The sequence below is a fragment of the Hafnia alvei genome (assembly GCF_034424155.1).
Lineage (GTDB): Bacteria > Pseudomonadota > Gammaproteobacteria > Enterobacterales > Enterobacteriaceae > Hafnia > Hafnia alvei.
In genome coordinates this window covers 1,777,430-1,795,021 of the sequence record NZ_CP139992.1, presented here as the reverse complement: position 1 = coordinate 1,795,021, position 17,592 = coordinate 1,777,430, and the positions used below count along the sequence as shown (strand labels likewise).

Here is a 17,592-nt window from a genome sequence, read left to right as displayed (position 1 = left end):
TCAGACTATCAGAAATTATATTTAACGCGGATCATCCCCTCCTGAGACTGATACCCTTGCTGATTGCTACCCGTATAACTGATGGATGCGCTCAGACGCGGGGTGAATTTCACATCCACACCCGCCTCATACTCAACGATGTCACGTCCGAGGGTGTCACTCTTCACCGAGAACAGCGTTCCGTCATTACTCGCCACTGTGCCGTTGTTGTTATTCATCAGCTCGTGGCGGTAAGTCACTCTCAGCGCCGGAGTCACTTCAGTGTTGCCGAAGGTCAAACCGTGGGCAATTTTCACCCCAACGTTTGGCTGTACGCTGTCGTACCTGTCGGAGTCGCCGTGCACTTTCATTTTATTGATAACGGAGCCAAACATTTCATTGTCTGTCGACAGATGTTCATTGAAGCCCGAGTAGAAGACGTTCAGAGTGTCCACGCCGATTTGCGGCACCAGGGTGGTTTCACCCATCTGCACTGCCCAGTTAGCGCTTAACCCACCGGATATGGCATTGCCGGTAATGTTACTTTTCCCATCACCCAATTGAATACCATCGCTTTCAACCTGACGAGTGACATTCGTTGTCGAGTGGGTATAGCCCAGGGAGCCGGTCAGCACGGCGCTGTTCATTTTTTGCGAAGCAAAAAGGTTTACCGCATAGCGATTTGCACTGGATGACGAGCCATCGTCCGTCAGGTCAAAGTCGGAATAATCAACAGCAATACCCATGCGCGTGTTGCCCATTTCCGTGTACCCGCCAATCGACATGCCGTCAACTTTGGCATTGCCATTTCCACTGCTGATACTGCCATTGCTCATGTGCGGCATGACCCACATGGCATCGTCGTGATAGCAGGATTCAGACAGGTCACAAACGGATTTGCCATTCGCTGTCTTCGACCAGTCAACCTGGTCCATACTCCACTGCGTCGGTTTTTGCATCCCGAGGGACAGCAGTTGCATGTCATAGGCTCGCAGGTTGCTTGGGGTCACCTTGAACGTCGGGGCTGGCGGCGGGTTAACCGGATCGACCGGATTTACTGGGTCTACCGGATTTACCGGATCTACCGGATTTACCGGGTCTACCGGATTTACTGGATCTACCGGATTTACTGGATTTACCGGGTCTACCGGATTTACTGGATCTACCGGATTTACTGGATTTACCGGGTCTACCGGATTTACCGGGTCTACCGGATTTACCGGATTTACTGGGTCTACCGGATTTACTGGGTCTACCGGATTTACCGGGTCTACCGGATTTACCGGGTCTACCGGATTTACTGGGTCTACCGGATTTACCGGATTTACTGGATCTACCGGATTTACCGGATTTACCGGGTCTACCGGATTTACTGGGTCTACCGGATTTACCGGGTCTACCGGATTTACCGGGTCTACCGGATTTATCGGGTCTACCGGATTTACTGGGTCTACCGGATTTACTGGGTCTACCGGATTTACTGGGTCTACCGGATTTACCGGGTCTACCGGATTTACTGGGTCTACCGGATTTACCGGGTCTACAGGATCTACCGGGTCTACCTTCACAGCAGCAGTATTGAGCGTCACTTTGTTTTCACTGTAGCTCAGTTGCTGGTCTAGCCCCTCAATATTACCGCTTAACGAGGCGAATTGCCCCTCGATGCCCCCCTGCGCATTCAGGACAGCATAGGACTGTGGCGTGTAGGTTCCCGGCGCATAAATTGTCTTCATTCCGCCCGCGAGCATGGCGTGACCACTGATATCCAGCAACGAGGCCCCTTCCTGCGGGTCAATATCAACCAGCATCAGCCCATCGGCTGACTGGGTGTAATTGCCCGATACTCGTAAACTTCTGCCCGCTCCGGCCGGGCGAACTGTGCCGTTGTTAACCAGATCACCGCCCAGGGAACCATAGCCCTGAAGCATGCCGCCCGAATTCACCTGCACGTCGCCCGCCAGCGAAGCCGACTCATGCGACGCATCGCCGATTTCCAGGATCCCCTCATCCACCAGCGTTTGCTGGTTGAAGGTGTTGTCTTCGTTGAGGGTCAGTTTGCCGTTGCCGCTTTTCACCATCTGCCCCGCCGTTCCGCTAAACAGCGTGTCCGGCGTCATATCCTCCTCGACGTCAAACACAAGCCGCCCGCCGTTGAGAGCAATTTCCCCCGCCGGAGTGGCTTGTGCCTTACTGATAATCAGATCGCCCTGATCCAGCTCCAGCAGGCTGCTCCAGAGATGGTTGTTACCGCTCAGGGTAAGCGCACTGTCACCCTGCTTGATAACTTTACTGTTGCCTTCGCTCGCCAGATTAGCGGCTAACGTCGTGTCCTGGGCTGAATCAAACACCAGTTGACTGCCGTCTTTCACCGACAGCAAACCGTCAAAGTCGGAGGTATCACCGAAGAACGAAGCGCCATTGATACCCGCAATATTCAGCGTGCCGCTGCCGGACACGGCCCCGTAGACGTTCATGCCGGACGTTTGACCCAGCAATGTCCCCTGCGATTTAACATCCAGCCCGCCGTCGATCCGCTGATCCGCGTTTTGGCTGCCGGTCGTCAGCGTCCCGCCATCAAAGATCACGTCATACGCCAGATCAAAACCGTTCTGATCGAGCGTCGCGGTGTTCGCCAGCGTCACGTCATTCGTGGTATTACCCAGCGCCTGACTATTGCCGAGAAGGGTGTTCCCCCCAGACAGCAGCGTATCACCGCTGAAGGTATTAGCCGCCGCCAGCGTCAGAGTGCCCGTTCCCTGTTTGTTGAGATGGATGTTCTGGCCGGTGATGGTGCTGTTGAGCGACATCGCAGTATCAACGAGCAAATTCAACGCCGACTCGTTGTCTGCGTCAGATGACGTGATCGTGGATCCCGCCGCGTTGGCTTTGATATTCAGCGTACCGCTGTGACCGTGCAGATCGACGGTGCTGCCCGCCGCCAGGTTGCTCAGGCTGATATTATTGTCACTGTCGAGTTTGAGCGTACCGGCGGTCATGCGGATATCCCCGCCTGTCGCCGCCGTGGTGCTCCCCAGCGTCAGCGTACCGCCCTGTACAGCAAATTCGTTGGTGTAGAGATGATTGTCACCGGTGAGCGTCAGGTTTTTGTCACCGGTTTTATACACTTTGCCATTCCCGTCTTGCGTAATGTTTGCTGCAAGCACCGTGTCATTAAGCGGCGAAAGATAGAGAAGGCCGTTGGTTTTCATCACCAGATCGCCGGTAAAGGCAGAGGTATCGCCAAAAAAGGATACGCCCTCCTTACCCGAAATATTCAGCTTTCCGCTGCCCGATATTGCACCGTAAACACCTAAATTGATGTCCCAATACCAGTTGTTGCCAAACAATGTACCGCCGCCGGAATCGACCCGGAGATCGCTACGCAAGGTGGCGCCACTCCCGCCGCCATTGCCACCATTTGAGCCTGAGTTAATGGTGCCACCGTTAAGAACAATCGTTTTATCCGGTGCAGCATCTTGCTTTACATCACGCAATTCAAGTGACGTGTTATTCCCCAACGTCAATGAACCGCTGCCATTTAACAGGCTGTTATTGCTTCCGCCCCAGCTAAGGGTACTGTTATTGAAGATAATGTCACCATCATCAAGGGAATTGGTCGCAAAACTGGTATTTACATTATTTACGGTCAACTGGTGCCCGTTGAGCTGATACCGGTTTATCGTTGTCGCGTCAGATCTGCCGCTAAAGGTGGCCGTGCTGTCGGCACTCAGGCTGATCCCACCGAGGGTTATTGCCCCTTTTCCACTGTTGATCAGAGAGTCGGAAGAGAGATTAATCATATTCGAGACACTGTAACCATTCAGATCGAGCATGGCGTTTTTGGCGACCGTCACGATATTTGCCGCTACACCAAACGCCTGATTGCTCCCGGCGAGGGTTTCGCCCTCCGAGAGCAGGACATCCCCGGTAAAAGTGTTCGCGCCACCTAGCGTGAGGGAGCCAGCGCCTGATTTCACCAGATGCATATCCGCCCCGGAAATGAGGCTGTTTAACGCTAAATCCGCATCTTCTTGCAGGTTCAGCGTCGACGCGTGCGTCGTGTCGGAAGAGGTGATTTTTGAATTCAGTGTGCCTGAATCCATATTCAGCACCGCGCTGTGGCCATTCAGGTCGATAACACCGCCGTCTTCCAGCACCACGTGTGAGTTTTCATCGATGGCATTATCCACCCCGAATTTCAGCGTCATATCACTTTTGCGTGAAACCGAGTTGTCACGGTTATAACCGCGTACTGTTACCTTGCTGTGCAAATCGTTCGCAGTGTTTAACGTGACGGTTCCGCCGTCGTTGTCTTGTGCATCCACCGTAAGAGAGTTACCACTCAGCAGCGCGCTGTTGACCAGCAGATCGCCCCCGCCCGAGAAGTAGTAGCCCGTCTGCGTCGGTTTTAGCATCTTATCCAACGTCAACGTCTCACCGGTAAGAGTCCCAATCGCCAGCTGCTGGAAGGTGCTCAAATCATAGCCGAAACTGTCTGACGATTTGATATTCAGCATGCCCGCCGATTGTTCGGTAATATTTTTTGCGACGTTAAATCCGGCCGTAGCACCATAATTCACGTTGAGACGACCATTCCCCAGCGAGTTTTGGTAGTCAGTGATCAGGCGAATACCCGATCGGAGATCGACATTCCCGACCCAGTTTTCATTCATACTGGTAATATGAACGGTCCCATCACTCTTTCCATTACCCAGATACAGTGAAGAACCGCCCGCCGGGAGGTAGCCGTTAATGTTAACTTCACCGCCACCACCGCCCAGGTAAAGATCCTGGGCACCGTACGTCAGGTTTTGTCCGGTCACCCCCAGATCCAGCGTGCCGCTGCTGCCCATGTACAGATCATCTCTCAGCAGCGACATTTGATCGGGGGAGGCAATGGCTCCGGTCATGGCTAATACACCACGGGAGGTGCCCGAAATTTTATCCAGCAAACTGGTCAGGCTTGCAGCGTTATTCCCCACATCCAGCACGCCCGCCTCATCAATCGTCCAGCCCCCCGATTGCGTCCCGATGCTGGCCAGTGAGCCAGCAATCACCCGCCCGGCGGAGATCATATTGTTGCCGGTCAGAGTATTGACGCCGGTCAGATACAGCGTCCCCAGACCTTCCTTAAGGATATAACCCGCTCCACTGAGCGCCGCATTAATTTGTACACGGAATGCCTCTTCCGGAGTCACCTTGATAACTGAATCACTCCCTGAAAGATTCACGCTACCGTCGAGATAGGCCCCTTCCGTTACGCCCTGTTCGCTGCTGCTCAATTCCCCACCGGATGTCATCACCAGGGATGAGCTATTGTCCAGCACGAAGTGGCCCCGCGCCATGGCATCTCGGCCCACGGTAAACTGGCTATCCGTTAAATTGACCAGACTGTCGCCGAGGTCAAAGGAAGCGGTTTCATATTGAGTGGGATCGATATAGCCGCCAGCATGCAACATGAACGCACCCTGAATAGCCAAACTTCCGTCAAGGATATCCATTCCACCACGGGTATTAATATTGCCTTTCAGCGTCCAGGAGGAGCCAGATGTCCCTGGTGCATAAACAAGATGCAGCAGACCTTTATCAAGTTCCCCGCCGTCAAAGAAATTACCCAGATAGGTTTTTGGGCCGCTGCCGGTAAAGGTGAAAGTCGATATCGCATTGGCTTTTGTTGCCGCAATGGTCGCACCGTTATCCATGTGGATAATATCGTTCCAGCTCAGTGACTGACCGTAGAGATCCAAAATCCCACCCCGGGTACCGAAGCCTACCTGAGTACCGTCAAGCTGATTGGCACCGCCTAAACGTACGGTCGCCCTGCCGCTGCTGATATGTATTGCATCGGCCGCGTGACCGCCTTCACGTTGCAGGATAGTCAGCCCATCACCGACATACAGGTCAGAATGGTTGACCCCGCTGCCGCCGATCACCAGCGTGCCGAGACCAATTTTACGCCAGATATCTCCCGCACTACCGGTCAGGTTGCTGAGCACCGTCGCACCCTGGTTAATAATGTAGCCAGCGGTGTTCATGCGCCGGCTGCTGTCGCCGCCATCAGAGAGAATATAATTGGAATTAAAGGTGATGGAACCTGCCCCCATGTCGAGATTCGGCGCCGTCAACTGAAGGATACCGCCCGCCCCGCCAAAGATCAGATTCTTATTACTCATAAAATCGTTATTCGTCCGCGCGCCGACGGCAATGTCGGTACGGATACCGTGATAAAGGATGCTGTCACCGTTAAGAGTGAAAGTCCCTTCCCCGGAGAGTTTGTCCTGAGCGCCGATATAGATAATATCTGAGGCGTTGAGGGTGTTTATTGCCGGATCATTGAAACTATTAAGGACATCTTGTGTCCATTCAGGAGCCGATGCAACGAGCGTTTTTTTATTATATCCTGCCGAACTCCCTGCTGAATCAACGCCTATAAATTTCCAACTCCCGGAAACGGTATCCCATCCCCACACACCACTGCCGCTATCGCCAGATAATGAACCTACATCAATAGCCGTTTTTGGATCTTGAGCGAGAATAAAAGCTAATGAATATTCCCCTCCAGGTACCGTTTGGTAAAGATATGCCTTGGTGAGAACGTTCATTCCCCCCGCGGCCGGGCACATACCAGCATAACTCCAGCCCCATGGAGTACATATGTTCTTAGTCTTTCCAGGAGCCGTCGCAATAGAAAAAGTCCCCCCCCCTGTGCGAGCAACAACAAGCCCTGTCTTAAACTGACTGGTATCGGTAAAGAGTTCTGCAGGCGCGGCATCTGTTACAATAGTTCGTTCACGCGTGATCTTATAGTCTCCCCCGTTAGATGCGCCACCAGGGTCGGCGACTTCATAGGCACGCTGGGTGACTTCATTCATCAGGGTATAGCTGCTGGCATTTTCCGCTCCGCTAAACAACGTGGCGTCTAATTGCTGATAACGCTTTCCAAAAGACGCAGTGCTGTTGTAGCTAACATGCGTTGCCGTCGCGGTAGCCTGAGCATCCACTAATGTTGCATATCCTCCGTCAATGCTGGAGGAAAAGTCGGGCATCACATTTATCGTTCCGCTCAAAGTACCATCACTTTTATAAACGGGGATATTAATTGCGCCCGGTTTGAAAACCCCTCTATTTTCACCAAAGTCACGATAAACCTGAACATCTATATCATCACGTATTAATGCCGCTGACGCTGGTTCCATAAGTGCGGCAAATATTAATGTAGCCAGTAGTGTCTTTTTAAATTCCATATCGTTCATCCTTAAACTTAATAGCATAAAAACAACATACTCTTATAATGGAATATGCAGAGCCTAAAACTAAAAATTTTCGAAAGAATATCAGATATTGGTGAATGCAAATAAATTAATAAAATAGTTAATTGCGCTTAATTGTTAAAATACATCGAAAATAAAATAATACAGATTGGAAGTTAAAAATAAAAAAACCACCGTATAATCAGTTGATTTATAATATATAAGTGAACTCTAATGTTTATTGAATGAATATTATGGTGCTTCCTGCAACGCCATGCGAATAAATCCATTATTCTGCTCCAGTAATTCACGCGCATGCTAGGCATCCAGACCGGTCATCACCGTCAGCACGGCGGTTTTGCAGTGGTGGTTGCAGCTTTCCAGCGCCGCTTTGGCAACGGAGCGTGTACATCCCCCCGTCTCCATCACAATCTGCCTTTCGGCCCACTTGATGCTTTTCGCTTCCAGATCCACTCGCATATTGCTCTAACCTTTACTGCAACGGTAATGGCATTACCGCTCTCACATTACGTGCTCAAAAGCGTGAATAAAGTCACGCTTTCGCACTCTTTGCGTTGTCATGCGACGGTAAAGGTCGGGGGATTTACCTTAAGTTGATCGGACGCAATTTTGAAAAGCAAAAAGGCCACGCTTAAAAGCGTGGCCTTCGAATCGGATTGCAAAACACAACTGATGGCTTGAGTCACTCAGTTCCTCATGGGCTACATACGATGAGGTTTTCAACAGTATGGCTGTAATATAAAGCTATTGCCGGTAAGCCTTTCTATATTGCAATGGAGACTTTCCGATATGCTTACGAAAACGAGTGATAAACCAAGCATACCCTGAGAATCCTACCTTTTCAGCGATTTCCCGAACACTAAGTTTCGTATGGATTAGAAGCTCGCAGGCCTGACGCAAACGCCGCATGGCCAAATATTCCTGAAGCGTCCCTCCCGTTTCGTCATGAAAACGGCGACAGGTATGGCCCGGCGAGCACCCCGCAACTGTAGCCAGTTCATCAAGTGAACAGCTTTCATCGTAGTGTTCATCAATCCAACGAATCAGCTGCGTGGAAAATGTTTTTTGCCCAGATTCGGTTTCGGCCTGCGGCAGCAGACTTAGGAGTTGCATAATTAGAAATACGCTGTCGCTGACCGAAAACAAACCGCCTGCCATCTGTTTTTCAAAACGTACCAGCAACAGCTCCATAAAATCCTGTATATCGCTGATATCAAACACTCGTGCATGTTCTCCCCGCTCACACAATTGACGCAGTAGCGCCTGTTGTCGCGGGAAATCACGCAGATAATGTACTGCCGTCAGTGCATTAAAATGAAGAGTTGTACGGTGATAACAATTACGAACGCTTTGCTCCACAAACACCTTGTGCAATTTTCCCGGTGGAAAAATAAATAGCCGTCCAGGCCGAATGGTATATTGCCGGTGATCCACCAGTACAATCCCTACCCCTTTGGAAACACTCAGAATTTCCACGCACTGATGCCAGTGATAATAGTTTGCCGGTACATCTTCCTGCATTCGGTGAAAATAGATGGCATTTTCATTCAGAGCAATACGCTCCAAATAATCCGCATATCCCTCCCCTTCCAATCTGTCCTTTGCCATATTCGACCTTACGTTAATAAAATTATATTTCTGTCAATATCATGAAATTTAATGACCTTTTACCAGAAAAACTTAATTTTTTTCCTCTTATCTGTTTAAAAACCAGACAGCAATCACAATTAAAACCCTGTTTTAGTTTTTTACTGTGCGCCATTCCAGTCCAAAAAATGGAGCGTGAAAATGTTGCACAGCAAGCAGAATTATTGTCAGTCGGCGTTGCGCTGGATCTCAGATGCCTCACGACAATTTTCTCTAGGATGCACTCGCATCAAAATGGGGGAAACAGCGGCTCAGTACCCAGAAGATATTGCAGAAATAGAAGGGTTTTCTCGTTTATTGTGGGGCCTATTTCCGCTGGTCAGCGGCGGCGTTGAAACGCCGCTGTGGCAGCAATTTCTGACAGGGATCCGTAACGGAACCAATCCTGAGCATACAGAATACTGGGGAACACTCACCGACAACGATCAGCGCTGTGTGGAAATGGCCGTTTATGGACTAGGTCTGATACTACCTGAGTCTCCTCTATGGTCATCTTTAACCCCAGCGGAACAAGGCTATTTGGCCACGTGGTTACGCCAGAGCGCAGAGATCCGTATTCCTGACAATAACTGGCATTTTTTCCCAGTGCTTATTCAGACTGGGCTCAAATGTGTGGGTCAGGATTACGATATGAAAGTCATTGAACATCATCTGGATGCCATTGAACCTTTTTATTTGGGAAATGGGTGGTACTCCGACGGGGAAGATAAACCGCGCGACTATTACATCTCCAGTGCCTTCCATTTCTACGGCCTGCTGTACAGCCATGTGATGCAAGATGTGGATCCAATGCGATGCATGCGCTACCGGCAGCGTGCCAGACGTTTTGCTCAGGATTACATTTACTGGTTCAGCGCTGACGGAGATGCCATCCCATTTGGACGCAGCCTGACTTACCGCTTTATTCAGGGGGCATTCTGGAGTGCCGTAGCTTATACCGAGCTGGATGTGCTCACACCCGGTATTGTCAAAGGACTGGTGCTTCGCCATCTCGACTGGTGGACACAGCAGCCATTTATCGACCAGAGCGGTCTTTTCTCTGTGGGTTATAGCTATCCAAACCTGATTATGGCTGAGGATTATAACAGCCCAGGCTCGCCATATTGGGCGCTGAAAACGCTGTTAATACTGGCTCTGGATGAAAAATCATCCTTCTGGCAGGCTGAGTGTGAACCGCTACCGCCACTTGAGCCCGTACATGCCATTCCTGAAGCGGGTCAGTTCGTCATTCATGACTCAGACCAGAAGCATGCTTGGATGTTGATGTCAGGCCAATTCGACAGAAATGACTTTGTTAATTTCGGACCTAAATACAGCAAATTTGCCTATTCCAGCCATTTCGGTTTCACCCTTGAACGGGGAGGCTATGGCCTGAATCATGTCGCCTGCGACTCAATGCTGATGCTCAGTACCGGAGATGGGTATTTTCATGGCCGACGCGAAAGTCGAAACGTGGTAATGAGCAACGAGTGGCAGCGCTGTGAATGGTTTCCCTGGTCGGATGTAGAAGTCGTTACTTGGCTGCTGCCGTTCCAGTGGGGGCATATCCGTATTCATCGAGTTTCCACTCCTCGGTTTCTGGCTACGGCGGAAGGTGGATTTTCAGTAAACCAGCACCATCTCAAGCATTCAGATACTCAGAAACATTCACTCATCCTTCATACAGATTCTGGCTGCAGTTACATGGGTGATTTGCTTCGCCACCGCACTTCACAGACTGTGGCTACACCGCCCAACAGCAATATTTTATTTGCTCCTCCCGCCTTGATCCCCTGCCTTTATGGCGAATTGCCCGCAGGAACCCACTGGCTTGCCTGCGCAGTATCCGCTTGCCTAGAGGCTCAGATTGCCGTGCCGGAAGGTATTGCTTTCGATCATCAACAACAGTCACTGTCTCTTTGCGGCAGAATCATTTCCCTTACATAACAATTCATTACCATGAATTTCGTGGAGAACATTATGTCTGAATCCCAACAATCAACGCGCTCAGCGTATATAAAACTCAGCCTGTTTGTTTTTTTATTTACTTTCACTTGGTCAGCCGGTTTCGGTATGTATGCTATCTGGCTCGGTGATAAAGCAGGCCTGAGTGCTATTGATATCGGTACCGTATTTGCCGTTAACGGCGTGTTTGCCGTTCTGATTAAACCGGTCTATGGCTACATAATGGATAAAACCGGGATGAAAAAGCACTTGCTCTATTTTGTCTGTCTTATATCCGCCTTGATGGCTCCATTTTACCTCTGGTGTTATTTACCCTTACTACAAAGCCATTTTTTAACAGGCATGATGGTTGGTGCATTATTTTTTAGTCTTGGCTGGTATGCCGGGGTTGCAGCAGAAGAATCATACGTGGATCGGTTCAGTCGCCTGTATAACATGGAATTTGGCCGCATCAGGATGTGGGCAGCGCTGGGATGGGCTGTTGCCGCGTCGTTTTCCGGTTATGTTTATAACATTTCCCCAGTCATTAACTTCGCCATAAGTAGCGTCACTGCCCTCTGTATGCTGCTAGTCTTGCTGTCGTTGAAAGTTGATCACTTCGGGTTGGAAGAAAATAACGTTCTGTCAAAACAGAAAATTGTTATTGCAGATGTATTCCATTTGCTCGGTAACAGAAAGTTCTGGATGTTCGCGCTTTATATAGCAGGCGTCGCCTGGATGATGTTTATTGCTGAACAGCAATTCTCGCGCTATTTCGTGACGTTCTTCGCTACAAAAGAACAAGGTCACGCCATGTTTGGCTACATGAGCACTGCGCAGTCGAGCGCAGAGTTCTTCGGCATGATGCTGGTTCCTGCGCTAATAAACCGCATCGGAGCCAAACAAGGGATGTTACTCACAGGTCTGATTATCAGCCTACGTCTTATCATCTCAGGTCTGACAACCGACCCGGTCATTATCTGTCTGGTAAAGCCCCTCTACGGCATTGAGATTGCTCTAATTCTGGTCTCAGTGTTCAAGTATATCGCCGAGCATTTCGACAAACGCATTAACGCAACCATGTATCTGCTTGGCTATCAGGCCATGATTTATGTTGGTTCCATCGTGGTTGCCCCACCTGCGGGTTATGCCTACGAGGCCATCGGTTTTGAACATACCTATCTCATCATGGGCACTGTCGCTTTGCTGTTTACGATTGTATCAATCTTCACGCTTTCTGACTGCTACAGCCATAAGAAAGTCGCATCCGCCTCCCGCACGGCTCAGGCATTAAATTAAGACACGAGAACACTATGTTGCAGAAAATTCATAAAGAAGCTATTTCCCCCGTAAAGCTGGTACCTGGAGAACGTGATTCCATTCTGGGGAAAATTAAGCAGGTCATGCCAGATATTTTACAGGCTATTGACCGTAATATGGACTGTTGGCAGTTGCGATTCCCAGATGCCGCCTGTCGAAATGGTCGCTACCCGATTATCGATAATGTCGAATGGACCACCAGTTTCTGGAGCGGACAACTCTGGCTGGCGTGGGAATGGAGCGGTGATGAAAAATACCGAGCTTTGGCCGAAAAACACGTTCAGTCTTTTGGCGAGCGCATCATTCATCGAGACCACACAAACCATCATGATCTCGGTTTTCTGTATAGTCTGTCGTGCCTGAGTGCCAGTACACTCACTAATAATGCGCGGGCTCGTTATATCGCCCTGCTGGCAGCCGATGCACTGATGGAGCGTTATCACCCCCGCTGCGGAATTATTCAGGCGTGGGGCGAACTGAATAATCCGGAACAACAAGGCCGGATGATTATCGACTGCAATATGAATCTGCCGCTATTGTACCAGGCGAGTAAGATCACCGGAGACGCACGTTACGCGCAGGCCGCCACCAGCCATATTACGCAGGCCAGTCGCTATATTGTGCGCCCAGACAGTTCGACTTGGCATACATACTATATGGATGTGCAGACCGGAGAACCCCGCTACGGTAATACGCATCAAGGCTATGCCGATGATTCATGCTGGGCACGTGGTCAGGCGTGGGGGATATATGGTTTTCTGCTTAATTATCGCTATACCGACAATGAAGCGTTACTGATACTCAGCCAGAAACTGGCCAATTATTTTATTAACCGCCTGCCAGATGACTTGGTGTGTTACTGGGATTTGGCACTGACCGATCCCACAAACTGTCGGGATAGCTCTTCCACTGCTATCACCGCCTGTGGGCTACTGGAAATGGTGACACATCTGCCGCTTTCTCATCCGGAACGTGAAAGCTACGAAACCATAGCCTTGCGTATGGTTGGAAATATGATTGATGGCTATTTTAACCAAGAACATATTTCCGGTTCCGGATTACTAAAACATTCTGTTTATCACTTTAACGGAAATATTGGCGTGGATGAATGTTGTTCTTGGGGGGATTATTTCTTTATGGAGAGCATCACCCGTATTATTAAAAAATGGAAATCATACTGGTAATTTAATCTCAATATAAAAAAGTAACGTTTATATCTCCCTGCCATTTCGACAGGGAGTGAATTTCTTTGTGTCTTATGGAAGGAACAAAAAATGAAACTCAGTAATAATGTGATTATTCTATCGGCTTCACTATGTTGCGTATCAACATATAATTATGCCGATACAACAGCGGCAACCCTAACCCAACCAGCAAAATATACGCCCTTCACAACGGTCTATTTTGCACCTCGTACACAATATCGTACCGCTAGCAAAGGTTTTCTTCAGCGGTTGATGCTCACCGGGGTAGTTCAGGAATCGGACAGCATACTGAAGAATATGTACTGGAGTTTTGAAACAGACGCTGACCTAGGAAAACACATGGATCAATGGAAAGACAGCTATCAAGAAGTTGAACTGAATAAACCCTTTCCACTGGGTCGCAGTCAGTTTTATCTTGAACCCGGCACCGTATTTCACTGGGAATCGGCAGGCTCACGTATCGACCCTTATATAGGAGTTGGTTATCACTTCGACTCGACATTCACGACCGTTCTGCGTTACCGTTATAATCATCAAAATCATGATTCCCAGACGCTGAATGGCGACCAAGATGACTCATCAGATCATCGCGTAGATTTATATATCACTAAATATTTCACGCCTGATTTTTACGTTCAATATAACCCTACCTATTATAGTAAGGTGCACAGCGATAAATTTAATTATGCAAACGGTAAAAGCCACACACTACAACATAATTTCATATTTAATTTCCATGCCACTCCGCGATTTTATCCTTTCTTCGAACTCGGTTATTTAGATCAATATCAGGATGGTAACGACACAAAAAATGAATACCAGATCCGTATTGGTTTTAAATACAATCTAAATTAAATAACCAAATTAAAAGAGCACATAGCAATGGAGTGTAGTTCTCAATCTGCTATTTTCAGAAGAGCTCGGCATGCATAGCCTACAAACGTCCTGATTTGACAGTGGGCAGAAGGAAAAACTGGCGGCAGCGGCATACTCGGCGGTTTGCCAAAACTGCGAATGCAAAAAGGCCACGCTTAAAAGCGTGGCCTTCGAATTTTGGCGGAGGAGTAGAGATTCGAACTCTAGGAGCTGTTACACTCGACGGTTTTCAAGACCGCTGCCTTAAACCACTCAGCCACTCCTCCGCAACGGGACGAACTATAACGGCACAGGAATTTCTTGTAAAGCACGAGAATGTTCGAATGCTGATAAAATCACCAATTATTGGTTTGTTTGTTTTATTTTTCAGCGCACTGATGAAAACATCAACGTTATCTCGCCTTTCTTTTAGATAGTTTCCCTCGGTAATCAAAGTAAAGAAGGGTAAAACGCCTTTCGTGTATGCGCTCTCCTCTCTATTATTTTGCTCTAGATCAATAATTTTCCGATCGATTCATTACACAAGAGAAAAATTCTATGGACCGTATTGTTGTTTCCAGCTCATCTTCGCGCGACTCTCTGCTGAGCACGCATAAAGTGTTGCGCAATACTTATTTTCTGCTGGCACTGACGCTGGCGTTCTCCGCATTAACCGCCACGGCTAGCACGGTGCTGATGTTGCCTGCTCCGGGTCTGCTGTTGATGCTGGTTGGTTTCTATGGCCTGATGTTCTTAACCTACCGTTTGGCCGATCGCCCTGCCGGTATTTTGGCGGTGTTCGCGCTGACCGGATTCATGGGGTATACCCTTGGCCCGATTTTAAGTTCCTTTATCGCAAGCGGTGCGGGCGATCTGATTATGCTGGCGCTGGGCGGTACGGCGGCGGTGTTCTTCTGCTGCTCGGCCTACGTGCTGACTACGCGCAAAGATATGTCATTCCTGTCCGGAATGATGATGGCAGGCTTTGTTATTTTGCTGGTTGCCGTGATTGCCAACCTGTTCTTACAGATCCCTGCGCTGTCGCTGGCGATTAGTGCGCTGTTTATTCTGTTCTCTACGGGTGCCATCCTGTGGGAAACCAGCAACATTATTCATGGCGGCGAAACCAACTACATCCGCGCCACCGTTGGCCTGTATGTGTCCCTGTATAACCTGTTCATCAGCCTGTTGAGCATTTTGGGTTTCGCACGCAGTAACTAATTCAGCCCAGCTGAATATGTAGCACGGTTTTACCCAATAAAATGTGCCCCGCCAAAAGCGGGGCTTTCTTGTTTCTGGACGGTACGTTTAAACGGTACTTCCCCCTCCCTTGTTGCTCATTTTGCCGCGCTGCCGCTCCTTGAGTTACAATAGCCGCTGATTTGTCGATAAGAGATACATTCCCAATGTTAGAATTTGCTGGCCGCCAGATTGAGACGGATGCGCAGGGTTACTTACTGAACAGTAGCGATTGGAGCGAAGAGCTGGTGCCTTTGCTGGCGACGGAAGAAGGTATTGAGTTAAGCGAAGCCCACTGGGAAGTGGTGCGTTTTGTGCGTGAGTTCTATATGGAGTTCAATACGTCTCCGGCCATTCGCATGCTGGTAAAAGCCATGACACAGAAATATGGCGAGGAGAAAGGAAATAGCCGCTATTTATATCGCCTATTTCCTAAAGGCCCCGCCAAACAAGCCACTAAGCTTGCGGGTTTGCCAAAACCGGTGAAATGCATTTAATCAGTATTTGATTTTAAACTGGCTGAAATTCTGTAGCGAACGCGGTTCTGTGAGTACCTGATCGACTCGGGCACCGCGTGGACCGCCCTGCTTTATCCACTCAATCAGTTGCTCTACCGCGTCAGCATCGCCTTCTGCCACCACCTCTACTCGACCATCATCCATGTTGTAGGCATAACCAGTGAGATTGAGCGAGCGCGCCTGACGCTGCGTGTTATAGCGGAAACCCACGCCCTGCACGCTGCCTGCAACATACGCCGCCATACTGACTTTTGACATATTGCCTCCCTAAGCTCCGAATGATTTGGGTATTTGCTTTTCTTGTCCCATAACCGGACAATGTCGCACCTTATTTGTCTGATTCATCATAGATCATAGAAAACTAACATGACCGCACGTTTATTTCTTGCCAAAGGACGCGAAAAGTCCTTACTCCGCCGCCATCCATGGGTATTCTCCGGTGCAGTGACCCGCGTTGAGGGTAATGCTGCTTCAGGTGAAACCATCGACGTTTGCGATTTTCAGGGAAAATGGCTGGCCCGCGCCGCTTTTTCGCCTCAGTCTCAAATCCGTGCGCGTGTTTGGACCTTTGATCAGCAGGAAGCCGTGGATCGTGACTTTTTCATCAATCGTCTGCAAACCGCTCAGCACTGGCGTACCTGGCTGGCCGAGCGTGATGATTTAACGGGTTATCGCCTGATCGCCGGTGAGTCTGATGGTATGCCGGGCATTACCATTGACCGATTCCAAAACTTCATCGTCCTGCAATTACTTTCGGCAGGCGCTGAATACCAGCGTGCTAATCTGTTAGCCGCGCTGCAGCATTGCTACCCAGAGTGCTCTATTTACGATCGTTCAGACGTTGCGGTGCGTAAAAAAGAAGGTTTACCGCTGGCGCAAGGTTTAGTGCTGGGCGATGAACCACCAGCCTTACTGCCTATCCGTGAGCACGGCATGCAGATTTTGGTTGATATCAAAGAAGGCCATAAAACCGGCTTTTATCTCGATCAGCGCGACAGCCGACTCGCCGCGCGCCGTTTCTCAGCCAAAGCCAAAGTGCTGAACTGTTTCTCTTACACCGGTGCGTTTGCAGTATCCGCACTGATGGGCGGCTGTGAGCACGTGATCAGCGTAGACACCTCTCAGGCGGCATTAGATGTGGCACGCCAAAACGTCGAGCTCAACCAGCTAGATTTGAGCAAAGCTGAATTCGTCCGCGACGACGTTTTCCAACTGCTGCGCAAATACCGCGATGAAGGCCGCAAATTTGACCTTATCATCATGGACCCGCCGAAGTTTGTAGAAAACAAAAGTCAGCTGGCGGGCGCGTGCCGTGGCTATAAAGATATCAATATGTTGGCAATGAACTTGCTGAACAGCGGCGGCATCTTGCTGAGCTTCTCGTGTTCAGGGCTCATGCCAATCGAATTGTTCCAGAAAATTTTAGCCGACGCCGCCATAGATGCTGGACGTGATGTACAATTTATAGAGCAGTATCGTCAGGCGGCCGACCATCCGGTTATCGCGTCTTACCCTGAAGGTCTGTATCTGAAAGGCTTTGCTTGTCGTGTAGTCGGTTAATCAAAAGCGATTGTCGCTGCCATGAACGGTTTCAGGCAGCGGCAAATACCATGGATAAGGTTGAAACGTTCGTCT

10 protein-coding genes, 1 tRNA gene and 1 pseudogene are annotated in these 17,592 nt (G+C 49.4%); 7 read left to right on the top strand and 5 right to left on the bottom strand.

What is annotated here, in order from left to right; translation table 11 throughout:
- Positions 1 to 8: 8 nt before the first annotated feature.
- The 3 genes and pseudogenes from U0008_RS08385 to U0008_RS08375 form a co-directional block, all read right to left on the bottom strand.
- The gene (locus tag U0008_RS08385) at positions 9 to 7,223 is read right to left on the bottom strand and encodes a S6 family peptidase (protein ID WP_327058444.1); all 7,215 of its coding nucleotides are present in this window, start codon (positions 7,221 to 7,223) and stop codon (positions 9 to 11) included.
- Positions 7,224 to 7,481: 258 nt separating this feature from the next.
- Positions 7,482 to 7,715: pseudogene (locus tag U0008_RS08380) on the bottom strand (N-acetylmuramic acid 6-phosphate etherase); the annotation flags it as partial.
- A gap of 279 nt (positions 7,716 to 7,994) precedes the next feature.
- Positions 7,995 to 8,858 (bottom strand): AraC family transcriptional regulator, encoded by an 864-nt coding sequence (locus U0008_RS08375; protein WP_025801027.1) that lies wholly within the window; start codon positions 8,856 to 8,858, stop codon positions 7,995 to 7,997.
- Positions 8,859 to 9,038: 180 nt separating this feature from the next.
- On the opposite strand from U0008_RS08375, the gene U0008_RS08370 reads away from it, so the two are divergent.
- The 4 genes from U0008_RS08370 (at position 9,039) to U0008_RS08355 (ending at position 14,200) form a co-directional block, all read left to right on the top strand.
- A complete protein-coding gene (locus U0008_RS08370; RefSeq protein WP_025801026.1) occupies positions 9,039 to 10,823 on the top strand; it encodes a DUF2264 domain-containing protein in 1,785 nt (594 codons plus the stop codon).
- 33 nt (positions 10,824 to 10,856) lie between these two features.
- Positions 10,857 to 12,119: an oligosaccharide MFS transporter gene (locus tag U0008_RS08365; protein WP_025801025.1), complete on the top strand. Its 1,263-nt coding sequence runs from the start codon at positions 10,857 to 10,859 to the stop codon at positions 12,117 to 12,119.
- A 14-nt stretch (positions 12,120 to 12,133) separates the two neighbouring features.
- Positions 12,134 to 13,324: a glycoside hydrolase family 88 protein gene (locus U0008_RS08360; protein WP_025801024.1), complete on the top strand. Its 1,191-nt coding sequence runs from the start codon at positions 12,134 to 12,136 to the stop codon at positions 13,322 to 13,324.
- A 90-nt stretch (positions 13,325 to 13,414) separates the two neighbouring features.
- Positions 13,415 to 14,200, top strand: a complete 786-nt coding sequence (locus U0008_RS08355; RefSeq protein WP_025801023.1) for an oligogalacturonate-specific porin KdgM family protein — start codon at positions 13,415 to 13,417, stop codon at positions 14,198 to 14,200.
- Positions 14,201 to 14,399: 199 nt separating this feature from the next.
- Here U0008_RS08355 and U0008_RS08350 read toward each other — a convergent pair.
- Positions 14,400 to 14,487 (bottom strand) — tRNA-Ser (locus tag U0008_RS08350).
- A gap of 271 nt (positions 14,488 to 14,758) precedes the next feature.
- Between U0008_RS08350 and yccA the strand changes: the two genes are divergently transcribed.
- Both yccA and tusE read left to right on the top strand, forming a co-directional pair.
- Positions 14,759 to 15,421, top strand: a complete 663-nt coding sequence (gene yccA / locus U0008_RS08345) for an FtsH protease modulator YccA (protein ID WP_008813056.1) — start codon at positions 14,759 to 14,761, stop codon at positions 15,419 to 15,421.
- Between the two features lie 185 nt (positions 15,422 to 15,606).
- On the top strand, positions 15,607 to 15,936 hold the full coding sequence (gene tusE / locus U0008_RS08340) for a sulfurtransferase TusE (protein WP_025801022.1): 330 nt from the start codon (positions 15,607 to 15,609) through the stop codon (positions 15,934 to 15,936).
- Here the strand turns inward: tusE and yccX are convergent, their stop codons facing one another.
- Positions 15,937 to 16,215: an acylphosphatase gene (yccX, locus tag U0008_RS08335; RefSeq protein ID WP_043492578.1), complete on the bottom strand. Its 279-nt coding sequence runs from the start codon at positions 16,213 to 16,215 to the stop codon at positions 15,937 to 15,939.
- A gap of 108 nt (positions 16,216 to 16,323) precedes the next feature.
- Here yccX and rlmI point away from each other — a divergent pair, with 108 nt between their 5' ends.
- On the top strand, positions 16,324 to 17,517 hold the full coding sequence (gene rlmI, locus U0008_RS08330; RefSeq protein ID WP_043492575.1) for a 23S rRNA (cytosine(1962)-C(5))-methyltransferase RlmI: 1,194 nt from the start codon (positions 16,324 to 16,326) through the stop codon (positions 17,515 to 17,517).
- Positions 17,518 to 17,592: the final 75 nt, after the last annotated feature.

Coding starts and splice junctions, on each gene's coding strand:
- U0008_RS08355 (WP_025801023.1), top strand. CDS start 13,415: ATGAAACTCAGTAATAATGTGATTATTCTATCGGCTTCACTATGTTGC.
- U0008_RS08370 (WP_025801026.1), top strand. CDS start 9,039: ATGTTGCACAGCAAGCAGAATTATTGTCAGTCGGCGTTGCGCTGGATC.
- yccX (WP_043492578.1), bottom strand. CDS start 16,215: ATGTCAAAAGTCAGTATGGCGGCGTATGTTGCAGGCAGCGTGCAGGGC.
- U0008_RS08365 (WP_025801025.1), top strand. CDS start 10,857: ATGTCTGAATCCCAACAATCAACGCGCTCAGCGTATATAAAACTCAGC.
- tusE (WP_025801022.1), top strand. CDS start 15,607: ATGTTAGAATTTGCTGGCCGCCAGATTGAGACGGATGCGCAGGGTTAC.
- U0008_RS08375 (WP_025801027.1), bottom strand. CDS start 8,858: ATGGCAAAGGACAGATTGGAAGGGGAGGGATATGCGGATTATTTGGAG.
- yccA (WP_008813056.1), top strand. CDS start 14,759: ATGGACCGTATTGTTGTTTCCAGCTCATCTTCGCGCGACTCTCTGCTG.
- U0008_RS08385 (WP_327058444.1), bottom strand. CDS start 7,223: ATGGAATTTAAAAAGACACTACTGGCTACATTAATATTTGCCGCACTT.
- U0008_RS08360 (WP_025801024.1), top strand. CDS start 12,134: ATGTTGCAGAAAATTCATAAAGAAGCTATTTCCCCCGTAAAGCTGGTA.
- rlmI (WP_043492575.1), top strand. CDS start 16,324: ATGACCGCACGTTTATTTCTTGCCAAAGGACGCGAAAAGTCCTTACTC.